Source organism: Lysobacter capsici (genome assembly GCF_018732085.1).
GTDB classification, from domain to species: Bacteria; Pseudomonadota; Gammaproteobacteria; order Xanthomonadales; family Xanthomonadaceae; genus Lysobacter; species Lysobacter capsici_A.
In genome coordinates, this window is sequence record NZ_CP076103.1 from 1,381,064 (window position 1) to 1,400,658 (window position 19,595).

Sequence of the window (19,595 nt, forward strand, 5' to 3'; positions counted from 1 at the left end):
GCCTGAAAATGCGTTGGGTGTCTATGAGGGGACAGTTGAGCTCGAAGTTGCGCCTAACGTCTGGCAGCTCAAGGGTGGCAGCGGACGATCCAGTTTTTTCCCAACAAGCTGGTCGCGTAACGAGGTGATGTACGAATCTGTCCAAGGGTTCAGGACCAGGCAGTATCTCAACCCAAACTCACCATCCGCCTGGAGTTCGATCACGCCTAGTGGCGTGATGGTCAGGGGATATGATTCGCCTAAGCTAACTATCTACCCGGTGCGTTAACCATGCAGAAGATATTTCGAGCTTTCATCGGCCCTACTGGGTTCCGAACCGCCCGCGTTTACGAGGGTGGGGGCGAGTCCAGTCACTATGGAGCTTTCGTGTGTGACGCGCTCGAGAGCGACCTTCAAAGCGCCGAATCGTGCCAGGAGCACCTGGGTCATGTGATGGCTGTTTTGAGAGGCGAGCTTGATGCGCTCGATTTCTCCGGCAATGCTTATTTGATAGAAGTGGATAGGGCTGCCGTTACTTTTTCGAATCAATTGACTGAGGACAAAGGCGGAGAGATTTCGACATATGAATACTTGTCCATTCTCGGGTTTTGGCTGAAATTTTTCGAGTCAGGCATGGAGCCCGTTGAGGGCGTAATTGCTGAAAACATTGAAGATGCGCTTGTGTTGACGGTTCGCGAATGACGGCCGCAAAGCGGTTCATTCTGTATCAGTGGCGGATCCGTGATCGCGATCTGCACGGGTGCGTCTCTTCTTGATGCCGTAGTTTGGAAGCAGGTAGAAGCAGGGGTCAGAGTGCATTTTCTTGAATGATGAGGGAAATAGATTAGGCCGATCAGTTCGTGGGACTGGCCGTCGAGGCGCTGCCCGAGCTGAATTCGGTAGTTGATAAGTGCGCCGTTGGTTCTGAAGCCCGATGTTCGCCACGCGATGCCTTGATGCCCAAGCGCAAGCCTTTGAACTGCGCGCGCAACGGTTTCAGCCCGGGCGCAAGGCTCTGATGCTTGCGATTGCAAGGCGAATGGCGTCGCGCGCGAGGTCCGCTAGGCCGGTCGCAAGGCAAATCGGCCGGCGCCCGGGGTTTGGGGCTTGCGCGCAAGGTTCCGAGGGTTGCGATCGCAAGGCGTCGGGAGTCGCGCGCAAGCCTTTGAGGCTTGCGGTTGGGATTCGCAGGCTTGCGGTTCGGGCGTGGCGCCTTGCCCGTGGAGCGCGGGACGCCGGCTTCGGGGACTGGACCTATGCGTCGGGAGCGCGGAGGGTTTCGCCGCGACGAAAAGCACCTGCCAGTGGTTAGGAATGGCCGGGCGATGGCCCGCCGAGGGCCGCGCTTGGGCCGGATACACCGGCGTTCGCAGTTCTGATTGATTCAAGCCACGCAAATATCGCCAAGGCCGCCGCCGGCCGGACGGCGGCCGAGGTCGAACGGGATTACGCCGGGCGCATGGCGCTGAGGCTTCGGTCTATTTGTTCGGCCCACAGGCGGAAGACTTTGGCCAGGGCGCGGCGTCGCGATTGTTGGTGTTTGCGGATGCCCGGCGCCGGTGCGTCGGCGGGATCGATGGTGTGGGCGATGCGGACCAGTTCGTCGTGAAGGGTTTTCAATTCCACGAATGCATCGGCGGGCGACAGGATAGTTTCCGCGTGCGCAGCGGGCATGGTTTTTCGGGACATGAGCGATATTCCTCTGCGTAGGTGCCACCGTTTTCGGAGTGGCTACTACCGTTGCTTGAGGAGTTTCTACGCTCCGTGGCGAAGATTGCTACCGCCAAATCGCAGTGTCAACTGCCGGATGCGCAACGATATTGACCGTGTTGAAACTACGCAATCGTCACTCACACTCAGTGTGCAAGCACGTCGCCGGCAACAAAGGCATGACGAAGATCGCGGCACCCAGAACGAACAGCACGGTCAGCACATGCACCATCGGCCGGTTGATCCGCAGGAACACGAATTGCTCGATCGTGCGGCCTACCCAGAACAGCGACATGCCCAGCAGCAATGCGCGGCCCAGGGCGGTGGTTTGCAGTTCGTCGGTGTAGACGAAGCACAGCACGGCGATGCCGAGGAAGACGTAGATCAGGCGCAGGTTGAGGATTTGCACGATGGCGCGGTCGGCGACGGTCGCGCTGCGCAGGGTGTCGCGCCAGCGGAACAGTTTCCAGAAGGCCATGTGGAATAGGGCGAAGGCCAGGCTGTGCAGGCCGCCGAGGTGGATCCATGTGGTTGCGGTCATGGTGGGGCCGTCGGCGGTGGGATGAGATGGTGTGATTGGGTCGTTCGTGGAGCACGTCGCGGGAAGCTACGTAGCGATCATGCCTGCGACGCGGTTGTGGCGGCGCGGTCGCGGCTCGCGCTGCTCCTACAGTTTGAAGCACGGTGACGTTGGGTGCAGGTCAGTCGCGCTTTGGTTTTGGGGAAACTCGCATGGCGATGGTCGCGCGGAACACGGGTTCGCCGGCGGGGTTGGTGACTTCGACGTTTACGGGCAGGTCGTAGCCGCTGGCGGATTCGACGATGGCGGCGCCTGGGGTCGCGACGGCGCGCATGGTGCCGACGGCTTTCTTGAGGTATTCCACGCTCATGCCGACTGGAATCCAGCGCATCGAGTTCGGGATGCTGACGTCGGTCATCACGCCGCCGGTGAGTTCGGCGAGGTTGCACATGGCGATGGCGTGGACGGTGCCCAGGTGGTTGGTGATTGCGCGACGGTGCGGCATGGTCGCGCTGCAGCGGTTGGGTTCGAGGGATTCGAAGCGCGGGCGGATGCTGGCGAAGTAGGGGGCCTTGAAGCACACGGCGCGGGTGAACAGCCAGTGGCCGGCGGGGTAGCGGGTCAGTTTTTTGTAGAGGGTCAGGACGTTGGCGCTCATGGGTAGTCCGTTGTTGATTCTGTGCGTGATGGCGGTCGTCGATTTGCTGTTGTTCGCGACGGCGGTGATGTCTCGACTTTCATGTTTATCTGTCGGGCAAGTGTCTTTCGTGAGCGGGTTTGTTCACGCGTACTTTCCTACCGTCATTCCCGCGAAGGCGGGAATCCAGAGACTTCAGAGTCATGTCGCGGTGGAGCCCTGGATTCCCGCCTTCGCGGGAATGACGGTAGGGAGGATGCGAGTGGTTCTGGAGGTTTCGTATCTTCGAGTGGGGGCGAATACTGATTCGATTCCCTATTCCCTATTCCCTATTCCCGATTCCGATTCCCGATTCCGATTCCGATTCCGATTCCGATTCCGAATCCGAATCCGAATCCGCGTCCGCATCCCCAAACCAAAACGGCGAACCCGAAGGTCCGCCGTTTCGTTCAAGCCTCGACGCGATCCATGATCTTTCGATCCGCGTGCGTGATACGCGCCGTTATGCCGCGGCGCGCGCGTCGCTGTCGCCGTGGTGTACGTCCTGCGCGTACGGCTTGTAACCGGCCGAGCGCAACTCCGCGGCGTCGAAGTCGTCGACGCTGATCGCATCGATGGTCATCTCGCGCAGCTCTTCCAGTTGCTTGCGTTCTTCGGCGGTGATCCAGCCTTCGCGCACGCCTTCGTCGAGCTGGCCGGGGAAGTCCAGCGCTTCGATGTCGCTGTTCTTCAGGGCCTTGAGGAACTTGCGTTCGACCGGCTCGGCCAGGATGACCTTCTGCAGGTAGCTGTTGATGCGGCCGGCCGGGTTGTTGTCGCAGGGCGTGAGGAACACGCCTTCGGCCAGACGGTCGCGGGCGTCGTTCGGCGACATCAGCAAGGACGCGGCGCGGTGGCCCAGGCGATCGCTCGGCGCCTGCGCGCGGCGGCCCCACGGGAAGATCAGCATCCACAGCAGGTAACCGACCGGACGGATCGGGAAGTTGCGCAGCGCGCCCGACAAGGCCAGTTCGATCTTGTGCACGGCGTCGTGGAAGGCCCAGGCCAGCAGCGGCTGGTCGCCGACCGGACGACCCTGGTCTTCGTAACGCTTGAGCATGGCGCTGGCGATGTACAGCTGGCTCAGCACGTCGCCCAGTCGGCCCGACAGCGATTCCTTGAACTTGAGCTTGCCGCCGAGCAGCAGCATCGAGGTGTCGGCCATCAACGCCAGCGTCGCCGAGTAGCGGTTGAGCTTGCGGTAGTAGCGACGGGTGTAGGTGTCGCCCGGCGCGGCGCCGATGCGCGCGGCGGTCAGGCCGAACCACCAGCTGCGCACGGCGTTGGAGATCGCGAAGCCGATGTGGCCGAACAGGTTCTTGTCGAACTCGCGCAGCGCTTCTTTCTTGTCGGGCAGCATCGCCGCCTTCATTTCCTTGAGCACCCACGGGTGGCACAGGATCGCGCCCTGGCCGAAGATCATCAGCGAGCGCGTCATGATGTTCGCGCCTTCCACCGTGATCATGATCGGCAGCGCCTGCCAGTTGCGGCCGGCGTAGTTCTTCGGGCCGAGGATGATGCCCTTGCCGCCGTGGATGTCCATGACGTCCTTGGCGACTTCGCGGGCCATCTCGGTGCAGTGGTACTTGGCGATGGTCGAGGGCACGGCCGGGTTTTCGCCGCGCGCCACGGCCGCGGCGGTGGCCTGCGACAGGGCGCTGATCGCGAACGCGTTGCCGGCGATGCGCGCGAGCGCTTCTTCCACGCCTTCGAAGCGGCCGACCGACAGGCCGAACTGCTTGCGGATGCGCGCATACGCGCCGGTGACGATCGCGCCCATCTTGGCGCCGCCGCTGCCCGAGGAGGGCAGGGTGATCGAGCGGCCGATCGACAGGCATTCGACCAGCATCTGCCAGCCCTTGCCGGCGTAGGCTTCGCCGCCGATCAGCTGGCTCAGCGGGATGAACACTTCGCGGCCGTGGATCGGGCCGTTCTGGAAGGTGCAGTTGAGCGGGAAGTGACGGCGGCCGACTTCCACCCCGGCGGTGTCGCGCGGCAGCAGCGCGATGGTGATGCCGATGTCGCGCTTGTCGCCGATCAGGCCTTCGGGGTCGTACATGCGGAAGGCCAGGCCGATCAGCGTGGCGACCGGCGCCAGGGTGATGTAGCGCTTGTCGAAGGTCAGCTTGACGCCGACCACGCGCGCGCCGTTCCACTCGCCCATGGTGACGATGCCGTAGTCCGGGATCGAGGTCGCATCCGAACCCGCCCACGGGCCGGTCAGGCCGAAGCACGGCACTTCACGGCCGTCGGCCAGGCGCGGCAGGTAGTGGTCTTTCTGTTCCTGGGTGCCGTAGTGCATCAGCAGCTCGGCCGGGCCGAGCGAGTTGGGAACGCCGACGGTGGAGCTGACCACGCTCGACACGGTCGCCAGCTTCTGGATCACCTTGTGGTTGGCCAGCGCGGAGAAACCCAGGCCGCCGTATTCCTTCGGGATGTTGAGGCCGAAGAACTTGCTCTTCTTGATGAAGGCCCACAGGTCCGGCGACAGGTCGGCATCGACGTGGGTGATCTGCCAGTCGTTGGTCATCTTGCACAGCTCTTCGGTCGGGCCGTCGAGGAAGGCTTGCTCCTCGGCGCTCAACTCGGGCTTGGGCTGCGACAGCAACTGCTGCCAGTCCGGCTTGCCGGAGAACAGCTGGCCTTCGAAACCGACCGTGCCGGCTTCCAGCGCGGTGCGTTCGGTTTCCGACAGCGGCGGCAGGATCTTGGTGTAGAAGCCCAGCAGCGGCTTGGTGATGAACGGCAGGCGGATCGCCGGGATCATCAGCGGCACCGCGATCAGCGCGACGATGACCGCGGCGACGATGACCGCGGTCGGGTTGGCGCCCAGCAACCAGCAGGCGACCAGCGCGGTCGCGGTCAGCGCGGCCCAGACCGGCAGGCGCAGGCGGTGATACGCGGCGATCGCGCCGATGAAGAGAAAGGCAAGGAAGGGGATCGCGATACTCATGACGGCGCTCCGAAGGATGCAGCTGCACTCAGGCTAGTGGGGCGCGCGTGATGTCAGTGCGGAAAACCGGGGCGGCGTGTGTGCGCGAAACGCGCGTTGGATGGATCGGCCGGCCGGCATTCAAACGCTGGCATCAAACGCTTAACATACGGCCGAGTATGGAATTGCGATTTAGTGAAGTCAACCATGGTGGACCGCCCGGTTTCGCCAGCCGCGTCGGAGCGGGCCCGAGGGCGACGTTGACCGGCGGTTCGCCGCCGATTGTGTTGCGTTGCAGCATATTGGCGGCGTTTTCCGCCGCGGTTCCCACTAATCGCGATTCCCCAATCCCGAATCGGGTCTCTTCTTCGCCGCGTACTGTCCCCGACCATGGCGTATGGTTAAACTTGTCATCCATGAACCAGCCCGCCTCGAACAAGCCCGAGCCGAAGCTCGACGCGCCGTCCGCCGATCTTCGGCCCGACGGTAAGCCCGCCGACAAATCGGCCGACAAACCGGCCGAGCCGGCCAAGCCCGAACGCAGCGGCCGGTTGAGCGCCGACGACTGGGCCCAGGCCGCGCTCGACCTGATCGCCGAGCAGGGCGTGGCCGCGGTCGCGGTGGAACCGCTCGCGCGCCGGCTCGGCGTGACCAAGGGCAGCTTCTACTGGCATTTCCCCTCGCGCGACGCCTTGCTGGTGGCCGCGCTGGAGCGTTGGGAGAAGGTCGAGCAGGAGACCGTGTTCGGTCAGCTCGAACCGATCCCCGATCCGCGTCAGCGCCTGCGCTCGTTGTTCCACCTCGTCGCCCACGAGGTCAAGTCGCACGTCATCTATTCCGAGCTGCTCAAGGCGCTGGACCATCCGGCCGTGCAGCCGGTGATCGGGCGCGTGTCCGAACGTCGCCTGGACTATCTCACCGCGTCGTTCCGCCAGGCCGGCCTGAGCCGCACCGATGCGCAGCACCGCGCGCGCCTGCTCTACGCCGCCTATGTCGGCTTCCTGCAGTTGAATCTGCAACTGCACCAGACCCGCATGCAGCACGACGAGTTCGAAGCCTATGTCGAACACATGATGGCGACGCTGATCCCCTCGTCTTGAACCGTTTCATTTTTCGTTTCCCCGGCTGGAGAGCAATGCCGTGAATGCACTATCGAAAGACGCCGCCCCCGCCACTGCCGTGCCGGGGAGCGCGGGCAGTCTGTTGGTCGTCCTCAACGAATGGGTCGCGCAGGTCGCCACGCTGACCCGTCCGGACACGATCCAGTGGTGCGACGGCAGCGAGGCCGAGCATCAGGCGCTGGTCGCGCAAATGCTGGCCGACGGCACCCTGGAAACCTTGAACGAGGCCACCCATCCGGGCAGCTATCTGCACCGCTCGCATCCCGACGACGTGGCCCGCGTCGAACACCTCACCTTCGTATGCACCAACGAACGCGAGGACGCCGGTCCGAACAATCACTGGATGGCGCCGCACGAGGCGCACGCCAAGATGGATGCGCTGTTCGAAGGCTGCATGCGCGGCCGCACCATGTACGTGATTCCGTACTGCATGGGCCCGATCGATTCGCCGTTGGCGCGTTGCGGCGTGGAGATCACCGATTCGCCGTACGTGGTCGCCAACATGCGGGTCATGACCCGCATGGGCGCGCCGGCGCTGGCGCGGATCGAGCGCGAAGGCCGCTTCGTGCGCGGCCTGCATTCGATCGGCGAGCTCGATCCCGAGCGTCGTTTCATCATGCATTTCCCCGACGAGCTGGCGATTAAGTCGTTCGGTTCGGGCTACGGCGGCAACGCGCTGCTCGGCAAGAAGTGCCACGCGCTGCGCATCGCGTCGCATCAGGCGCGCAGCGAAGGCTGGCTGGCCGAGCACATGCTGATCGTCGGCATCGAGAACCCGCAGGGCGAGACCCATTACGTCGCCGCCGCGTTCCCGTCGGCCTGCGGCAAGACCAACCTGGCCATGCTGATTCCGCCGGAAGGCTATCGCCAGGCCGGCTGGAAGGTGTGGACGGTCGGCGACGATATCTGCTGGATGCGTCCGGGCGCCGATGGGCGTTTGTACGCGATCAATCCCGAAGCCGGTTATTTCGGCGTCGCGCCGGGCACCTCGACCAAGTCGAATCCGAACGCGCTCGCGTCGATCCAGACCAACACCATCTTCACCAATGTCGGCGTCACCGCCGACCACCAGCCGTGGTGGGAAGGGCTCGACAACGGCCAGACCCCGGTCACCGATTGGCGCGGTAACGCGTACGACGCCGGCAAGGGCCCGGCTGCGCATCCGAATTCGCGTTTCACCGTGTCGGCCAAGCAGTGCCCGAGCTATTCGCCGGAAGCCGAGAACCCGGCCGGCGTGCCGATCTCGGCGATCGTGTTCGGCGGCCGCCGCGCGTCCTTGGTGCCGCTGGTGTTCGAAGCGCGCGACTGGACCCACGGCGTGCTGGTCGGCGCGGCGATGGGCTCGGAAACCACCGCCGCCGCGACCGGCGCGGTCGGCGTGATGCGCCGCGATCCGATGGCGATGAAGCCGTTCTGCGGCTACAACTTCGCCGATTATTTCGCCCATTGGCTGTCGTTCGACGATGCCGGCGCGAAGTTGCCGAAGGTCTTCCACGTCAACTGGTTCCGCAAGGGCGACGACGGCACGTTCCTGTGGCCGGGGTTCGGCGACAACCTGCGGGTGATCGAGTGGATGATCGGCCGGGTCAAGGGCGAGGCCGGCGCTAACGAGACGCCGATCGGTTATCTGCCGAAGGCGACGGATCTGAACCTCGACGGGGTCGCGCTGAACGAGGAAGCCCACGCCAAGCTGTTTGGTTTCGACCATGCCGGCTGGAGCGCGGAGTTCGACAGCATCGGCGAGTACCTGGGCGAGTACGGTCCGCGCATGCCGCAGGCGCTGCACGATGAGCAGCGGCGGATTGCGGCTGCGTTGAAGGGTTGATCGCTATTCCCTTCTCCCGCTTGCGGGAGAAGGTGGCCCGAAGGGCCGGATGAGGGGCTGCGAGCGCTGGTAGGCCCTCACCCAAACCCTCTCCCGCTGCGCGGGAGAGGGCTTGAAAGCGGCTTGGCGTGTGTCGCCAGGCGCTGCAGCGCGTCGCTGAACTCCGCGTCGGTTTCCACAACGACTCCGCCACCCGTCCCTTAAACCCTGAGCCCCGACCCCGCATCGGACTCAGTATGCTGACCGCCGTGAACGAATCCCTAGCCGACGCCACCGTCTCGCCCGAAGCCGAGGACGATCGCGCGCTGGTCGCCGCGGCGGCCGCGGGCGGGGTCGCCGCCTTCGAGGCCCTGTACCGCCGCCATGCCAGCCGGGTCCACGGCGTGATCGCGCGCCTGGTCGGTTATCACGGCGCCCGCGCCGAGGACCTGACCCAGGAAGCCTTCGTCCGCGCCTGGCAGGCGCTGCCGAACTTCCGCTTCGAATCGGCGTTCGGCACCTGGCTGCACCGCCTGGCGGTCAACACCGCGTTGATGGAACTGCGCGGGCGCCGCAGCCGGCCGCTGGAGGACAGCGACGAGGACGCGTTCGACGGCATCGGCAGCGCCGATTCCGCCGGCCATGTCACCGCGCTGTCGATGGACCTGGAGCGCGCCGTCGCCAGCCTGCCGCCGCGTGCTCGCGCGGTGCTGGTGCTGTATGACGTGGAAGGCTGGAAACACGAGGAGATCGCGGTCGAACTCGGCATGGCGGTCGGCAGTTCCAAGGCACAGTTGCACCGCGCGCGCAGCCTGCTGCGCACCCGGCTCGGAGAACAGGCATGAGCGACAAACCCCTCGATCCTTCGCACACGCCCGACGGCGAGTTGCCCGACGCGCTGCGCTGGCAGTTGCGCGCGCTGCGTCGCGACACCCCGCCGGCGCGCGATCTGTGGTCCGGTATCGCCGCGCGTCTGGGCGAGCAGGCGCCGCCGCAGGACGAGCCTGCGCCGGTCGACCATCTCGCACCGATCGTGGCGGCGCCCGGCGACGCATCGCCGGTCGAAGCGGCGCCGATCGAAGCGGCACCGGCGCCGCAGGTGATCGTCCTGCGTTCGCGCGAAACCTCGCGCCGCCGCTGGCTGGCGCCGATGGCGCTGGCCGCGAGCGTCGCGGTGCTGGCGGTGGCGTTGGGCGTGATGTGGAAGGGCGGAGCGGCGGTGGACGGTTCGGCGGCGGGCGATATGGCTGGCGTCGGCGGCGCTGCCGGTCAAGGTTCTTCCGCGCCGACTGCTGCAGGCATCGCTGATGCCGGGACGAAGCCGGTTGATGGTCGCGCCGTTGCTCAAAATTCCACTGCTTCGACGGCCACGGGCATCGCTGATGCCGGAACGAAGTCGGCAGATCGTCGCGCCGGTGGTCGGAATTCCTCTGCCTCAACGGATACAGGCATCGTTCACGCCGGGACGACGCCGGCTAGCTTGGTCCAACGCGAAGCCGACGGCATGACCCGCCAGTACCAGGCGGCGATGCGCGAGATCGAACCGGTGAGCCAGCAGGCGCTCGCGCTGAAGCCGGCGTTCGACGAGCTCGATCGCAACACCGCGCTGATCCTCGACGCGATGGCCCACGACCCCGATTCGCGCCTGCTGCTCGAACAGCTGCGCCGCACCTATGCACGTCGCCTCGCGCTGGCTCAGCGCGTGGCCTACACCTGATCCAGGAGGACGCCCCGATGACCCACACACGCTCCCGCACCACCGCTCGCGTTCTCCGGCGTCTGCCCGCGTTCGGCCTGCTCGCATTCGGCCTGGCCGCCGCGTTGCCGGTGTTCGCCGCGACCCCGATCAACCAAACCCGCCCGATCGATCCGCTCGGCAGCGTCGAGATCGACAACGTCAAGGGCCTGATCCAGGTCCGCGCCTGGGACCGGCCCGAGGTCAAGATCGAAGGCTCGCTCGGCGAAGGCGTGGAAAAGCTCGAGATCGAAGGCGACCGCGAGAACTTGTCGATCAAGGTGCGTTACCCCAATCGCGGCAGCGGCATGGGCCTGCTCGCCGGCGGCGACAAGGGCGAACCGACCGAACTGCGCGTGACCGTGCCGCTGCGGGTGAAGCTGGAGATCGATGCGGTCTCGGCCGATGTCGACGTCAGCGGCGTGGCCTCGCGCGAGCTGAGCATCGACAGCGTCAGCGGCGATGTCGTCGTCGCCGGTGCGCCGCGCGAGGCCGAGATCGACAGCGTCAGCGGCGACCTGCGCCTCACCCTCAACAGCGGCAAGGTTTCGGCGCAGACGGTCAGCGGCGATCTGGAATTGCGCGGGCGGCTCAACGGCGAGGTCTCGGTCGAGACCGTGTCGGGCAAGGTCGACGTGGCCACGCGCGAATCGAGTTTGAACAAGCTGTCCGGCAACTCGGTGTCCGGCGATCTGCGCGTGACCGCATCGCTCGGCGACGGCGGCGAGATGTCGCTGGAAACCGTCAGCGGCGACATCCGCCTGAGCCTGCCGCGCAGCCTGTCGGCGAACGTGCGTGGGCAGAGCTTCAGCGGCGACCTGCGCGCGCCCGATGCGCAGATCCAGCGGCCCAAGCACGGCCCGGGTTCGAGCTTCGAACACCGCTACGGCAGCGGCAACGGCAAGATCAAGCTCGAGACCTTCTCGGGCGATGCGACGCTGGAACTGAACTGATCGATCCCGCGGCCGGCGCGATGCCGGTCGCGTCGGCTGCGGTGATTGCGAACCGCATGCAGGCGGCCGCGGCGCGGCCTGTGCGCGACCGCGCCGGCAGTGTATTTTCTTCGCCAGGACGCGCACGCAGCGTCCGCTGCGCAAGCACCGCAGCGACGGCCGGCAGGGGCGCGGCCGCGACATCCAGCCCGGCGAGGACGCGGTTTTGAACGAACAGGTCAATCAACTGGTCCAGGCCGCCGGCCTGGCCTCGCGCGCGGGCCGTTGGCAAGAGGCCGAAACGCTCTGGCAACAGGTTCGCGCGATCGCGCCGCAGCATCCGCAAGCGCTGTACAGCCTGGGCATCCACGCCTTCCAGCGCGGCGACACCCAGGGCGCGATCGAGCTTTTGCATGCCGCGCACCGCGCCGCGCCGAACGACCCGATGATTCTGTTGTCGATCGGCGTGGTCCAGCGCGAACGTGGCGACGCCGCCGCCGAGTGGGAGGCGATCAGCGCCTCACTGGCGGCCGATCCGTACTTCCTGGCCGGGTTGCTGGCCAAGGCTTCGTTCCTCGAGCGCCAAGGCAAGCAGCGCGCGGCGGCGGATGCGTATCGCAACGCGCTGACCGTCGCGCCGCCGCAGCCGCATTGGCCGGACATGCTCAAGGAGCAGTTGCTTCACGCCAGCCGGCGAGTCGAGGCGTATCGCGAGGAGTTCGCTGAATTCCTCGCTCATCGCGTCGGCGGCCCACGCGCCGCGCTCGATGTCGGCACGCTCGGTCGCTGGGACGAAGCGGCGTCGATCATGGTCGGCCGAACCAAGCCGTATCACGCCGATTGCAATCAGCTATGCGTGCCGCGCTTGCCGGCGATCCCGTTCCACGATCGCTCGCAGTTCGCCTGGGTGGAGGAACTGGAAAGCCGCACCTACGACATCATCAAGGAAATGCGGGTGGTGCTGCGCGAAGAGCAGGCCGAGTTCACCCCGTACATCGAGTACCAGCCCGGCGACCCGGTCAACCAATGGCGCGAGCTCAATCATTCGCGGCGCTGGAGCACCTACAAGCTGTGGAGTTATTCCCAACCGGTCGACGAGCACCTGGCGCGCTGCCCGCAGACCCGCGCCGCGCTGGAAGCGGTGGAGATGGCGGCGATCGCCGACGTGTGCCCGAACGCGATGTTCTCGGCGTTGGCGCCGCACACGCACATCCCGCCGCATCACGGCGAGACCAACGCGCGCTTGGTCGTGCATCTGCCGTTGATCGTGCCGGAGCACTGCCGCTATCGGGTCGGGTTCGAACGGCGCGAATGGAAGGTCGGCGAAGTGCTGATCTTCGACGACTCGATCGAGCACGAAGCCCACAACGACAGCGACGAGCTGCGCGTGGTGCTGATCTTCGATGTATGGAATCCGCTGCTGTCGCTGGCCGAACGCGACATGGTCAACGCGATGATGGGCGCGCACCGGGATTTTCTGGCCGGCCGCTGACGGCCACGCGCATCATCTTCGAATCTCGAATCTCGAATCTCGAATCTCGAATCTCGAATCTCGAATCCCGAATCCCGAATCCCGAATCCCGAATCCCGAACGAAAAAAAGGCGGGCCGAAGCCCGCCTTGAATTCGACTCGGATCGTGTTTCTTATCAGAAGCGCATGGTCAGGCCGAGGGTGAAATAACGGCCCAGCGTGTCGTAGTACTGCGGGAACGTGTTGCCGCTGTTGTAGGTGGTGCTGCCGATGTTGCCGCCCACGACCGGCGGCTTCTTGTCGGCCAGATTGGTGACCGTGAAGTTGACGCGCGCATTCCACGGCAGCTCGTAGGCCATGGTCAGGTCGAAGTAGTCGTACGCGTCGATCGAGGTGTACGGCTGGTACCAGGTGATCGGACCGGGTTCGACGTCGACCGAGCTCAGGTGACGCCAGTTCAGGCCCAGCTCGAAGTCCTTGACCGACCACACCGCGCGGAAGCTCGACTTGTAGTCGTAGATGATGCCGGCGGCGACGTTGCACGAAACGCCGTAGACGCCGACGCAGTCGTAGTTGTTGACCAGCGGATCGGCCTGGTAGTCGAACGAATCGGTCTTGGTCAGGTCGAGCGCGAAGTCCAGGCGGCCCCATTCGTTGCTCAGCGGGATGCCGTAGCGCACGCCCAGGTCCCAACCGTCGGTCTTGATCCGGCCCTTGTTGGAGCGATCCAGGAACGGACCGCGCGCGCCTTCGTTGAGCGAGCCGTCGGTGGGATTGCGGGCGCCGAGCATCAGCTGGCACATCGGGTGGGTGACGCTGAGGGTGGGATTGAGCTTCTGGTCGTAGCAGCCGAACAGCGCGTCGCCCAGCAGCGGACGGGTGATCGCGTCCTTGATGTCGATCTTCCAGTAGTCCAGCGTGACCGACAGGTTCTCGGTCGGCTGCCACACCAGGCCGAGGGTCTGGGTGTCGGCTTTTTCCGGGCCCAGGATCGGGTTGCCGCCGATGTAGGCATAGGCCTGGCCGGAGTTCGGGCCGTCGATGCCGTTGGCGCTGTTGAGGATCGCCGCCGGCACGCCGGTGGCGACGCACAGCGCGCCGGTGGCGCTGGTCGGGCCGCCGACCTTGGCCAGCTCGGAAGCCTGGCAGGGATCCACGGCGCTGTTGTCCAGGCTGCTGGTGAGCGGCTGGAACAACTCGTTGACGTTCGGGGCGCGGGTCGCGCGCTGGAACATGCCGCGGAAACGCAGGGTTTCGATCGGCGCCCATTCCAGGCCGTACTTGTAGCTGCCGTAGTCGACGTCGGTCTGGCCGGACTTGAACTGGGTGTGGCGGTAGCCGCCTTCGAAGTTCAACGCGTACGCGCCGGTCTTGCCGCTGATCAGCGGCACGATGGTTTCGACGTAGGCTTCGCGCAAGGTCAGGTTGCCGCGCACGTCCGGGTTGGCGCCGCCGGCGCCCTGGACTTCGTTGGGATCGCGCGACGCCGCATCGGCTTGATTCATCGCGTCGACCTTGCGGCCTTCCAGACCGAACGCCAGGCCGATCGGATAGTCGGCCAACGGGCTCTTGAACTCGTCGCCCAGATCGCCGTTGATCGTTCCCGACCACACTTCTTGCTCAACCCGCTGGGTGGCGAAGGTGATGACTTCCAGGAACTTCTTGGTCTTCGGGTCGAAGGTGCCTTCCTTGCCCCACAGGTTGATCGGGATGCAGCCGCCGCTGGGATCGACGCAGTTGATGCCGTCGGTCGACAGCAGCGCCTGCTGGCTGCGGGTGTAGGACAGGAAGCCGCCGTTGACGACCAGCTGGTCGGCTTCGCCGTGCGACCAATACGCGTCGTAGCGCCAGTTGTCGTTGATCTTGCCGCGCAGGCCCAGGGTGGTCTGGAAGACTTTGTTCTGGAAGTCGGTGGTGCGGGTTCCCAGCTCGGTGGAGCGGCGCAGCACCGCGGCATTGACGGTGGAACTGCTGCCGACATGGCAGTCGGCCGCCGCTACGCCGAAGGTGGAGCACAGTTGCTGGCGCGCCGGCTCGGGGATCATCGGGTTGCCGATGCCGATGTCGAACGCGGCGCCGAACAGGCCGCCCGGGGCGACCTGCGAAGCCACGTCGGAGCGCGTGTAGAGCACCTGCGCATAGGCTTCAGCGTGCTCGTTGACCTCATAGCGGGCCAGCGCGGTGGCCTGCCAGCGGTCCAGCGCGGTCTGGAAATAATTGTAGGGGTTGTAGTTGAAGCGCTGATTGATGCCGCCGAAACCGCCGGTGTCGGGGTTGAACTGGCCGATGCCGCCGATGCGCGTGGGGATGGCCACGCTGGAACCGCCCTGACTGCCGTCGGTCGAATCCAGGGTGAACACGCTGTAGTCGCGCGCGCCCTGCAGCAGCGCGTCGTTGTCGGTCTTGCCGACGCTCAGCACCACGTTGCCCTTGCCGTCGTCCAGGTTCACGCCCATGGTGACGGTGGTGTTGCGGCGGTCGGCGTCCTGCTTGCTGGACTGGCCGTAGCTGGAGTTGACCTCGATGCCTTCGAAGTTGCGCTTGAGCACGAAGTTGACGACGCCGGAGACCGCGTCGGCGCCGTACACCGCCGAGGCGCCGCCGGTGACCAGATCCACGCTGTCGATCAGCGCCAGCGGGATCACGTTGGTGTCGACCACGCCGAACAGGTTGAACGGAACCACGCGGCGGCCGTCCATCAGCACCAGGGTGCGATTGTCGCCGAGGCCGCGCAGGTTGATCGTGGCGCCGCCGTTGGCGCCGTTGTTGACGCCCGGACCAATTGCCGGCGTGGCGCCCGGCAGAATCTTGAGGAAATCTTCGGCAGTGACCGGCTGGTTGCGATTGATTTCTTCGCGATCCACGGTCATGACCGGGCTGTTGGTGGTCAGGCCCGGGATGGAAATGCGGCTGCCGGTGACCTGGATGCGATCCAGGGTCGTGGCGTCGGCGTCGGCGGGAGCCGCGGCGGGGGCCGAAGCGTCTTGAGCGGAGGCCAGTCCGGTGCCGGCCAAGCTGGTCGCACCGACGCACAGCGCGAATACGATCGCGTCGCGCAGCTGGGTGGTCTTCAGGGTCATCTCTCTCTCCAAGTGTCCTGAACGAACGGGAATGCCAAGCGATTGGGGGCTTGCCAAACGGCGTATAAGCAACAGCCTAAATTGGCAAAGCCGGGCCGATAGTAGACGGCTTGGGGGAATAATTAAAGTGTTGTTAAGGTCTGATTAGCGTCGCATGAAGACTTGCGACAGCAGTTGTCCAGCCACAAAAAAACACGGCCCCGAAGGGCCGTGTTGGGTGTCGCGATACTGCGGTGTCGCTTAGAAGCGCTGCTGGTACTTGAAGTACACGAAACGGCCGATGTCGTAGCCGCCGTAGTACGAGTAGCCCGAGTTCGGCTGAGCGTATTGCGGAGCGGAGTAGTGCTCGAACACGTTGTTCGCGCCGACCGCGATCGTGGCGTTCCACGGTGCGTTGAAGCGGACCTGCATGTCGTGGAAGGTGTTCGAACCGATTTCGTTCTTCGGCGAGATGGCGCCGTTGAGCTCCGGAGCGCTGTAATTCGGCAGCGAGCAGCGTTCCAGCGCAGGGCCGTCGTCCGCGGTGAAGAAGCAGTCTTCCTTCACGCCTGAGTAGTAACGCACCCCCCAGGTGAAGCCCCACGGACCCTTGTCCCAGCTCATGTTGAGGTTCGAGCGCAGGCGGAAGTTGCCGTTGAAGCCGTTTTGCTGGCTCGGGGTGGCTTTGCCGAGGATGTCGGTCTGCAGTTCGTTCTTGGTGGTGTAGCTGTTCAACCAAGCGAAACCGAAGCGGCCCCACTGCGTGTCGAGACGGTAGTTCACGTCAAAGTCGAAACCTTCGACTTCGTTGTAGCCCACGTTGATCGGCGCGAAGATGAAGCTGGTGATGGCGCCGGTGGCCGGATCGCGGGTGAAGCGCGAGCGGGCCGGATCCTGTCCGGTGTTGCAGCGCGACTCGATGCCGCGGGTGTAGCAGTCGGCCAGCACCTGGCTCGGATCGTCGCCGCGGATCGCATTTTCGATCTTGATGTTCCACCAGTCCAAGGACAGGTTGAGGTTCTCGATGAAGCTCGGGCTCCACACCACGCCGAAGGTCTTCGACTTGGAGGTTTCCGGAACCAGCTGATCGTTCGAACCCGACAGGAACGGCGTGTTGGTCTGCGAACCCGGGCCCTGGGCAACGCCTGCGGCGTTGTTGGCGAGCTGGCGGAAGGCGGGCGGTACGTCACGGTTGCAGCGCGCATTGCCAGCGGCATCGCCGAAGCTGGTGTCGCAGGCGTCGGTGTAGAACGAGAACGACTGGCTCAGACCGCCGTACAGGTCGGAAATGGTCGGGGCGCGGAAGCCCTCGGCATAGGTGGCACGAATCAGCAACGAGTCGATCGGCTTCCACTTCACGCCGAACTTGCTGTTGACGGTGTCGCCGAAGGTGTCGTAGTCGGAGTAACGGGTCGCCAGGTTGACGGTCAGTTCCTTCGCGCCCGTCATGTCGGCCAGGATCGGAATCTGCAACTCGCCGTAGAACTCGTCCAGGGTGTACGAACCGCCGGTCGGGCCGCTGGCCAGATCGGTCGAACCGCCGGTCTGCGAGAGCGCGTCGGGCGAGAAGTTGCCTTGTTCCTTGCGGTGCTCGTAACCGACCGCCAGGCTCAGGTCACCGGCCGGCAGGGTCGCCAGGGTGCCGCTGAAGTTGACGAAGTAGTCGGTGGTCTTGGTTTTGCCGAGCGCCTGGCCTTCCTGGTACAGGTACTTCTGCACGTTCGGGTCGTTCAGGCCGTTGGAGCCGGCGTAGCCGAACGGCAGCAGCGGGTTCCACGGGGTGCATTGACCGCCGCCGGAGCCCAGGGCGATCGGATTGGCGGCGGTGCCGCACTGGACCTGACCCTGCGCATTGAGGAACGACGGGCCGACCGCGAGACGCGTGTTGGCGACGTTGAGGTTACCCGTGCTGATCTGGGTCGCCTTGTTCTCGTTGTACAGATAGCCCGCGTCCCAATCCCAGATCTTGCCTTCGCCCAGTTCGAACGAACCGCTGAAGGTGCCGGTGAAGCGGTACGAGGTCAGGCTGTTGCGGACCTGGCGCGGCACTTCCCAGCCACGACGTACGAATTGCACGGCGGTCGGTGGAGTAGCTGTGGTCGAGTTGGGTGGGGTGTAGCCCGCTTCCCCAGGAAGCCTGTTGCGGAATGGGTTGTAGTAGCTGTCGACCGACATGGGCGTGTTGAAGCCCGGCGACAGGGTGGCCGATTGGAACGGATAACCGGCGTTCTGCTGGAAGGAATCGCGGTCGTTGTACTGGATGTCGGTGTCGAAGCGCAGCCAGTCGGCGATGTCGTAGCCGGCGTTGACGAACAGCGACTTGCGCTCGATGCCGCTGTACACGGTCGATTCTTCGGCCGGTAGCGAGACGTCGGAGCTGTTTCGAGGACGGAAGTTATTGGGGTTGCGAGGATCCAGGCCGGCGGTTTCGCGGGCGAGGAAGCGCGGAGCGCTCACCGGCAAGCCACTGGCCGGGTTGGTCCCGCGAGATACCACACGGCCGGTCCAGGGATCGATACCCCTGCGCTTGGTGGGGTCGGGATTAGTATCGGTGGGATCCGGACGGATCGGAACCAGCAAAGCACCCCACTGAGTAGTGCCGGAGAAGCCGAAGTCACGCGGCGGGCTCTTTTCGCCGGTCGGGAAGCGAGCGGCGGAGAACCAGCGATCACGCGCCCAGACCGGATCTTCTTTCGCGTACTCGGCGCCGACCGTGACCGAGCCGCGGTCGCCGGTGAAGCCGATGGTGAAGTCGTAGCTCTGGCGGGTGCCGTCGCCCTGGCCCCACTGGCCGAGGTAGGCGTTGGCTTCGGCGCCTTCGAAGTTCTTGCGGGTGATGATGTTGATCACGCCGGCGATGGCGTCGGAACCGTAGATCGTCGAGGCGCCGTCCTTCAGCACTTCGATGCGTTCGACCATGCCCGACGGGATCGAGGAAACGTCCTGCAGACCGTCGTTGGTCGCGCCCAGGCGCTTGCCGTTGACGAGCACCAGGGTGCGGTTGGCACCGAGGTTGCGCAGATCGATGTAGTAACCACCGACGGATTCGCCCGAGGACAGCGGCGAGGTGCGGCTGATCGCCGGCGAGCCGGCGGCGGTGATGTTCTGCAGGATGTCGGCGACCGACTTGTAGCCCTGTTTCTCGATCTCGGCGCGGCTGATCTGAAGAACCGGGGCGGCGGTCTCGACGTCGACCTGGCGGATGCGCGAACCGGTCACTTCGACGCGATCGAGCGTGGTGGCTTCCTTGCTGCCGGCTTCCTGGGCAAGCGCGGCGCCCGTGCCGACCAGAGCGGCGCTAGTCACCGCAAGAGCGAACGTAATCGCGTCTCGCAGCTGGTTGGTCTTCAGGATCATTTCTCTCTCTCTCTTCAAGGGCCTGATAAGCGGATATCGATATGCAAGGTTGGCCGGAGAGTGCAAACGAAAAAGCCTCATCTCGACTAACCGCGGCCCGGATACTAGTCACCTCATTTCGATAATTAAAGTGTCGTTAAAACGCCATGCGCGTAAATATCGCTTTAAATACGTACTAAATACACGCTCAGTAAGTAAGTGAGCGGAGATTCGATTGCTTGTAAATGTATTTGTCGTGATTTTTAAATGTATTTATGCAAATTTTTGGCACAAAAAAACGGCCCCCGAAGGGGCCGTTC

Annotated in this window: 14 protein-coding genes and 1 pseudogene; 8 read left to right on the forward strand and 7 right to left on the reverse strand. The window is 64.8% G+C overall.

Annotated elements, in window-relative coordinates; translation table 11 throughout:
* Nucleotides 1-7: 7 nt before the first annotated feature.
* Both KME82_RS27050 and KME82_RS05600 read left to right on the forward strand, forming a co-directional pair.
* Nucleotides 8-268: pseudogene (locus tag KME82_RS27050) on the forward strand (EndoU domain-containing protein); the annotation flags it as partial.
* 2 nt (nt 269-270) lie between these two features.
* A complete protein-coding gene (locus KME82_RS05600; RefSeq protein WP_215497650.1) occupies nt 271-681 on the forward strand; it encodes a hypothetical protein in 411 nt (136 codons plus the stop codon).
* A 744-nt stretch (nt 682-1,425) separates the two neighbouring features.
* Here KME82_RS05600 and KME82_RS05605 read toward each other — a convergent pair.
* The 5 genes from KME82_RS05605 to KME82_RS05625 form a co-directional block, all read right to left on the reverse strand.
* Entirely contained in the window at nt 1,426-1,668 is a 243-nt protein-coding gene (locus tag KME82_RS05605; RefSeq protein WP_215497651.1) for an XAC0095 family protein, read from the reverse strand.
* A gap of 157 nt (nt 1,669-1,825) precedes the next feature.
* Complete coding sequence (locus KME82_RS05610) at nt 1,826-2,230, reverse strand: hypothetical protein (RefSeq protein WP_215497652.1); 405 nt, start codon at nt 2,228-2,230, stop codon at nt 1,826-1,828.
* Between the two features lie 160 nt (nt 2,231-2,390).
* Nucleotides 2,391-2,867 carry a hotdog fold domain-containing protein gene (locus KME82_RS05615; RefSeq protein WP_215497653.1) on the reverse strand — a complete coding sequence of 159 codons (477 nt, stop codon included), beginning with the start codon at nt 2,865-2,867 and terminating at the stop codon, nt 2,391-2,393.
* A gap of 481 nt (nt 2,868-3,348) precedes the next feature.
* Complete coding sequence (locus KME82_RS05620; protein ID WP_215497654.1) at nt 3,349-5,838, reverse strand: acyl-CoA dehydrogenase; 2,490 nt, start codon at nt 5,836-5,838, stop codon at nt 3,349-3,351.
* Nucleotides 5,839-5,971: 133 nt separating this feature from the next.
* Nucleotides 5,972-6,235, reverse strand: a complete 264-nt coding sequence (locus tag KME82_RS05625) for a hypothetical protein (RefSeq protein WP_215497655.1) — start codon at nt 6,233-6,235, stop codon at nt 5,972-5,974.
* On the opposite strand from KME82_RS05625, the gene KME82_RS05630 reads away from it, so the two are divergent.
* The 6 genes from KME82_RS05630 (at nt 6,234) to KME82_RS05655 (ending at nt 12,901) form a co-directional block, all read left to right on the forward strand.
* On the forward strand, nt 6,234-6,917 hold the full coding sequence (locus KME82_RS05630; protein WP_215497656.1) for a TetR/AcrR family transcriptional regulator: 684 nt from the start codon (nt 6,234-6,236) through the stop codon (nt 6,915-6,917). The two genes, KME82_RS05625 and KME82_RS05630, sit on opposite strands and share 2 nt — an antisense overlap.
* A gap of 79 nt (nt 6,918-6,996) precedes the next feature.
* The gene (locus tag KME82_RS05635) at nt 6,997-8,763 is read left to right on the forward strand and encodes a phosphoenolpyruvate carboxykinase (GTP) (RefSeq protein WP_430538830.1); all 1,767 of its coding nucleotides are present in this window, start codon (nt 6,997-6,999) and stop codon (nt 8,761-8,763) included.
* A gap of 236 nt (nt 8,764-8,999) precedes the next feature.
* Nucleotides 9,000-9,587 (forward strand): RNA polymerase sigma factor, encoded by a 588-nt coding sequence (locus KME82_RS05640; protein WP_036114457.1) that lies wholly within the window; start codon nt 9,000-9,002, stop codon nt 9,585-9,587.
* A 41-nt stretch (nt 9,588-9,628) separates the two neighbouring features.
* Nucleotides 9,629-10,459: a hypothetical protein gene (locus tag KME82_RS05645; RefSeq protein ID WP_215497657.1), complete on the forward strand. Its 831-nt coding sequence runs from the start codon at nt 9,629-9,631 to the stop codon at nt 10,457-10,459.
* Nucleotides 10,460-10,476: 17 nt separating this feature from the next.
* Nucleotides 10,477-11,430, forward strand: a complete 954-nt coding sequence (locus KME82_RS05650) for a DUF4097 family beta strand repeat-containing protein (protein WP_215497658.1) — start codon at nt 10,477-10,479, stop codon at nt 11,428-11,430.
* Between the two features lie 205 nt (nt 11,431-11,635).
* A complete protein-coding gene (locus KME82_RS05655; protein ID WP_215497659.1) occupies nt 11,636-12,901 on the forward strand; it encodes an aspartyl/asparaginyl beta-hydroxylase domain-containing protein in 1,266 nt (421 codons plus the stop codon).
* A 155-nt stretch (nt 12,902-13,056) separates the two neighbouring features.
* Here the strand turns inward: KME82_RS05655 and KME82_RS05660 are convergent, their stop codons facing one another.
* Both KME82_RS05660 and KME82_RS05665 read right to left on the reverse strand, forming a co-directional pair.
* Complete coding sequence (locus KME82_RS05660) at nt 13,057-15,960, reverse strand: TonB-dependent receptor domain-containing protein (RefSeq protein ID WP_215497660.1); 2,904 nt, start codon at nt 15,958-15,960, stop codon at nt 13,057-13,059.
* Between the two features lie 240 nt (nt 15,961-16,200).
* Nucleotides 16,201-19,296 (reverse strand): TonB-dependent receptor plug domain-containing protein, encoded by a 3,096-nt coding sequence (locus KME82_RS05665; protein ID WP_215497661.1) that lies wholly within the window; start codon nt 19,294-19,296, stop codon nt 16,201-16,203.
* Nucleotides 19,297-19,595 lie beyond the last annotated feature (299 nt).

Bases quoted from the DNA above. Each gene is read 5' to 3' on its own strand.
- KME82_RS05600 (WP_215497650.1), top strand. From the start codon at position 271: ATGCAGAAGATATTTCGAGCTTTCATCGGCCCTACTGGGTTCCGAACC.
- KME82_RS05605 (WP_215497651.1), bottom strand. From the start codon at position 1,668: ATGTCCCGAAAAACCATGCCCGCTGCGCACGCGGAAACTATCCTGTCG.
- KME82_RS05610 (WP_215497652.1), bottom strand. From the start codon at position 2,230: ATGACCGCAACCACATGGATCCACCTCGGCGGCCTGCACAGCCTGGCC.
- KME82_RS05615 (WP_215497653.1), bottom strand. From the start codon at position 2,867: ATGAGCGCCAACGTCCTGACCCTCTACAAAAAACTGACCCGCTACCCC.
- KME82_RS05620 (WP_215497654.1), bottom strand. From the start codon at position 5,838: ATGAGTATCGCGATCCCCTTCCTTGCCTTTCTCTTCATCGGCGCGATC.
- KME82_RS05630 (WP_215497656.1), top strand. From the start codon at position 6,234: ATGAACCAGCCCGCCTCGAACAAGCCCGAGCCGAAGCTCGACGCGCCG.
- KME82_RS05625 (WP_215497655.1), bottom strand. From the start codon at position 6,235: ATGGATGACAAGTTTAACCATACGCCATGGTCGGGGACAGTACGCGGC.
- KME82_RS05640 (WP_036114457.1), top strand. From the start codon at position 9,000: ATGCTGACCGCCGTGAACGAATCCCTAGCCGACGCCACCGTCTCGCCC.
- KME82_RS05650 (WP_215497658.1), top strand. From the start codon at position 10,477: ATGACCCACACACGCTCCCGCACCACCGCTCGCGTTCTCCGGCGTCTG.
- KME82_RS05660 (WP_215497660.1), bottom strand. From the start codon at position 15,960: ATGACCCTGAAGACCACCCAGCTGCGCGACGCGATCGTATTCGCGCTG.
- KME82_RS05665 (WP_215497661.1), bottom strand. From the start codon at position 19,296: ATGATCCTGAAGACCAACCAGCTGCGAGACGCGATTACGTTCGCTCTT.